Consider the following 5090-nt stretch of genomic DNA (forward strand, 5'->3'; position numbering starts at 1 on the left):
CGTCCTGAGCCAGGATCAAACTCTTCATTAAATGGTATTTAAACCAGCTAATGCTGAATCTAAATCTTAGCATCCAGTCCGCAATCGCTTGCGTCCTAAATTACTTAAAGGAAATGTTTTTTATGGACGTTTCTCACGTCCTAGGGTTCCGTTAAGCTTCTCGATATTGTTTAATTTTCAAGGTCCTTCCCGTCCTCTCGGACAGCTCATTTATTATATCTCATCTCGTTCCTTTTGTCAAGAACTTTTTTCGAGATTTTTTTGAGCTTCGCTTCCCTCTTCTTTTTGGGCAGCTCGTCTATTCTATCACTCCAGCGCGCTTTTGTCAAGAACTTTTTTTCGCCTTGATTTGTCGCCACAGTAACCGGAGAACGGTTTTTATATATTATCACCTATGCAACGAATTGTCAATAGTTACCAAGAAAATTATTCTAAAAGTTTTTCCTTCATCCTTTGAAGCAGCTTTCTTTCTCTTCTCGAAATCTGCACTTGTGTGGTACCCAATACTTTTGCCGTCTCACTTTGAGTTTTATTTTTAAAAAATCGGAGATAAATAAGCATTCGTTCTTCCTTTGATAATGTATTCAAAACACTTTTTAAGCTTATTTTATCTGTGAGGAACTCTTCACAACTTTCTTGTGGAATGTCAAACTCTTTATTCCCCTCTTCATCGGTTACCGGAGTAAGCGATAGAGCTGGAAGTGATGCACTCATCGCATCGGCTATTTGTTCCGGAGTTACCTGCAAATGTCTCGCTATCTCAGTAACGGTTGGTTCTTGCCCTGTTTGTTTTAGATATTTCTCACGAAATGCGTTCACTTTAATTCCAAGTTCCTTAAGTGATCGGCTGACCTTTACCGAACCGCCATCACGAAACAACTTTTTTATTTCTCCCAAAATAACAGGTACTGCGTAAGTGGAAAAACATAATCCTCTGCTTTCATCAAACCCATCATACGCCTTTACAAGCCCCATACATCCAGCCGCATATAAATCATCATATTCGATTCCTCTCCCTTTAAAACGGCCTGCACAAGAATGTACCAGTCCCAAATTATTCTCTATGAACTCCGACCTCGGTCCAAGTTTTACTGGCATGTAATCCCCGCTTTCTAAATTCATATGTAATCAACGGGGACCTAGTTTCTTTATTAAGGTAACGCGCGTTCCTTTTCCCGGTTTCGAAGAAACGCGAATCTGATCCATAAAACTTTCCATGACCGCAAAACCAAGCCCTGCCCGCTCTTCTCCACCCGTTGTAAACAGTGGTTGCATAGCTTGCTGAACATCTTCGATTCCACATCCACGATCCGCTACGATGACACGAAGTTCATTTCCCTCATAGAAGGAAGCCGTCACGGTTATCATGCCAATGGTGTCTTTATAGCCATGAACAATGCAATTTGTAACTGCCTCTGAAACGGCTGTCTTAATATCTGCTAATTGGTCCAACGTTGGATCCGCTTGAGCCGCAAAACAAGCGACTACGCTTCTGGCAAATCCCTCATTGATGCTTTTACTCGGAAAAGCAATTTTTACGCTATTCAATGGTTTCATATCTGTCCCCTCTTTCATTCTCTTGCTTCAATTCCTGCAATAGACAACATTCTTTTTATTTCACGTGGCGCCTTTTGAACAATTACCACTCCGCCTAAAGTAGAAACAAGCCGATGCCTTCCTAAAATCAAACCAATTCCTGATGAGTCCATAAAAGTCACACCTGAAAAATCCAAAATAAGTTTTGCAGGTGATCTACTTCTTACGCGCTCATCAATTTCTTCTCTCAAAATTGCGGCCCAATGATGATCAATCTCACCCGAAAGTAAAGCCACTAAATTTTCTCCGTCTTCGTGGATGGTTACCTGTGTCATATTAGAAACTCCTTTTGATAAAAGAAAAAGGCATATTGCCTATGCATTCAGCATACGCAATATGCCTTATATTTTTTGTTAAAAAGAGTCGTTCAGCGAACAAAAAATTTTCTTGCTTCAGATGCCAAATATAAACTTCCGCAAATTAAAAGTCCACCAAAACTTTTTTGTTGTGCAGCCTGCAAAGCATGCGAAACTGTCGGCATCGCTGTTACTTTGGGATAATACTTTTGAGCGATATCCGCCAGTTCCTGCGCCGTCATGGCACGTGGATTATCCGGTGATACCGTATACAGCTCCGAGATATACGGACTCAATATCTGAAGCATACGGTCGGCCCCTTTTCCATGCAGAATTCCAATGACTGCCGTCAAATTCTGAACATTTGCCAAACGCAGAGTATCCGCCAGAGCCCGTGCTCCATCTTCATTATGTGCACCATCCAGAATCACAAGCGGCTCCTTCGAAATCACTTCAATTCGGGCAGGAAACTTTGCTTTTCGAATTCCTTCTATGATTGCCTCATCAGACACCGGAACACCTTTTTCGCTGAGCGCAATCGCAGCCTCAACCACAACGGATGCGTTATACGCTTGGTGCTTGCCCGGGAATGGAATTTCCAAATCGTATCCGCCGTAATTAATACGATTTTCAAAAGGTTTTCCTTTATAGAAATAAAAATCTTCCAATTCCGGGACCACTACTTTTGAACAATTCATCTGTTGTGTTCTCAATGTAATTTCATCCATTGCCTGCTGCGGTTGAACCGGATAAATCACAGCCGCGCAATCATTTTTTAGAATTCCACATTTTTCAAATGCAATTTTTTCATACGTATCACCCAAAAGCTCTGTATGATCTTTGCCAATAGACATAATACAGGCCACCAGTGTGTTTTGGACTGCATTTGTGGAATCCAAACGTCCGCCCAGACCTGTTTCTAAACAAACAATATCACATTTTTCTTGTGCATACCATAAAAGGGCTGCCGTTGTAACTGCATCAAACTCAACGATGCTGTCCCATCCTTCTTCTTGAAGTTCTTCAATCGCCATACGCACTTGTGACAGGCACCGTGCTACCACCTCTTCGCTTGCCATCTCCCCATTGAGTAAAAATCGCTCGCGAAAATCAAGAACATACGGGCTGATATTACAACCCACCTTATATCCTGCTGCCTTTAGTACACTTGCCAACATGACAGTTGTACTTCCTTTTCCATTGGTGCCTGATATGTGCACAAAGCGAAGATCCTTTTCCGGATGTCCTAATTTTTCCAAAAGCAGCTTTGTATTTTCCACGCCGCAGTGTCTGGCAATGCGCGGCAATCCATGCACCCACTCTACCGCCTGCAAATAATCCATTGATCATTCCTCCTGATAAACAATCGAAAAGGGCAGCCATAAGACTGCCCTTTCCGCCTTTTATCCAAGTGCCTTCAACGATTCCTCGATTTTGGCTAACTTATCCGTAGCAGCAGCATATTTTGCACGAATATCATTAACTACCTTTTCAGGGGCCTTATTCACGAAGCCCTCGTTCGACAACTTAGCATTTAAGGCATTTAAGTCCTTTTCGCATTGAGTCTTCTCTTTAGTCAAACGTGCCAATTCCTTTTCTCGATCAATTAATTCCATCATAGGAATAAAAGCACGCGCCGCATGAGTGACCACTTGAACAACGCCTTGGGTTTCTCCTGTATAACTACTCGTAAACTGTACTTCATTGGCAAATGCAAACTTTGCCAGATAGCTCTTTCCCGCTTCAAAAGGAGCAGCATCCGCCGTTTCGATAATCATGGTGGTACGCTTGGTCGGATGTACTCCCATATCATTGCGCACCGTACGAACAGCCTTGATCAAATCCATAACCTTTTCAAAGCCCTGCTCCTCATCTTCGTAGCTCTGAGATGCATCAAACGCCGGCCAGTTCTCAGTGACCAGTGTCTCTTTTGTACCTGGTAGTGCCGTATAGATTTCCTCTGTGATAAACGGCATAAATGGATGCAAAAGTTTCAAAGCGCCTACCAAAATATAAACCAAAAGCTTACGAGCCGAATCCGCCTCTTGTGCATCCTCAGAATTCAGACGGAGTTTTGCAATTTCAATGTACCAATCGCAATAAACATCCCAAATGAAATCCTGAACCTTCTGCGCCGCTAAACCAAGTTCAAACCTATCCAGATTTTCCGATACGTTTTTAACCAGCGTATTGAATCTAGACAAAATCCATTTATCCGCCATGGTCAAAGTGGATGGCTGGCCGGGTTCAAAATCTTCCGGCAGATTCATCATAACGAAGCGCGCAGCATTCCATAGCTTATTAGCAAAATTCCGACTTGCCTTTACCTTCTCATCGGAAAAACGCATATCATTTCCTGGCGTAGAACCAAGCACCAATGTCAAACGAAGTGCGTCTGCGCCATAGTCCCTGATAACCTCCAGAGGATCAATTCCATTGCCCAAACTTTTAGACATTTTTCTGCCCTGCGCATCACGCACCAAACCGTGGATGAGCACCGTGTCAAAAGGAGCCTGGTTGGTATACGTCAATCCAGAGAAAATCATGCGACTGACCCAGAAGGTAATGATATCGTATCCTGTAACCAATGTATTGGTCGGATAAAAATACTTTAGATCCTCTGTCTGCTCCGGCCAACCCAAAGTAGAAAACGGCCAGAGAGCCGATGAAAACCAAGTATCCAAAGTATCTTCATCACGCCGTACCGGCTTTCCGCACTTCGGGCAAACCGCTATCGGTTCTGCGGAAACGGTAATCTCTCCGCAATCATCACAATAATAAGCCGGGATACGGTGTCCCCACCAAAGCTGTCGACTAATACACCAATCCCTTGTATTCTCCAGAAATAATAGTTTTTATCAAATCGCTCCGGTACAAACTTAATGCGGCCATCACGCACTGCGTCAATTGCTGGACCGGCAAGAGGCTCCATCCGCACAAACCACTGTTTAGACACCATAGGCTCTACTGTGGTTCCACAACGATAGCAGGTTCCAACATTGTGTGCATGTGGTTCAATGGAAGCCAAATAACCGCCCGCTTCCAAATCCGCTACAATCGCCTTGCGGGCCTCATATCGATCCATTCCCGCATACTTTCCACAATCTGCTGTCATATGTGCATCATCTGTGAGAACTTTGACAATGGGCAAATTATGACGACGTCCCACCTCAAAATCGTTAGGATCATGCGCTGGTG

General features: G+C 43.4%; 4 protein-coding genes and 1 pseudogene. All 5 read right to left on the minus strand.

Going from position 1 to position 5090, the window contains the following annotated elements; all coding sequences use genetic code 11:
* Positions 1-426 precede the first annotated feature (426 nt).
* Positions 427-1098: a sigma-70 family RNA polymerase sigma factor gene (locus tag AB5H98_RS12595; RefSeq protein WP_367926245.1), complete on the minus strand. Its 672-nt coding sequence runs from the start codon at positions 1096-1098 to the stop codon at positions 427-429.
* 30 nt (positions 1099-1128) lie between these two features.
* The gene (spoIIAB, locus tag AB5H98_RS12600; RefSeq protein WP_367926246.1) at positions 1129-1557 is read right to left on the minus strand and encodes an anti-sigma F factor; all 429 of its coding nucleotides are present in this window, start codon (positions 1555-1557) and stop codon (positions 1129-1131) included.
* A 14-nt stretch (positions 1558-1571) separates the two neighbouring features.
* Positions 1572-1871: an anti-sigma factor antagonist gene (locus AB5H98_RS12605; RefSeq protein ID WP_367926247.1), complete on the minus strand. Its 300-nt coding sequence runs from the start codon at positions 1869-1871 to the stop codon at positions 1572-1574.
* Between the two features lie 92 nt (positions 1872-1963).
* Positions 1964-3235 (minus strand): folylpolyglutamate synthase/dihydrofolate synthase family protein, encoded by a 1272-nt coding sequence (locus AB5H98_RS12610; protein ID WP_367926248.1) that lies wholly within the window; start codon positions 3233-3235, stop codon positions 1964-1966.
* Positions 3236-3295: 60 nt separating this feature from the next.
* Positions 3296-5090, minus strand: a pseudogene (locus AB5H98_RS12615) (valine--tRNA ligase); the annotation flags it as partial.

The organism is uncultured Ruthenibacterium sp., from assembly GCF_963558415.1.
GTDB lineage: Bacteria > Bacillota > Clostridia > Oscillospirales > Ruminococcaceae > Ruthenibacterium.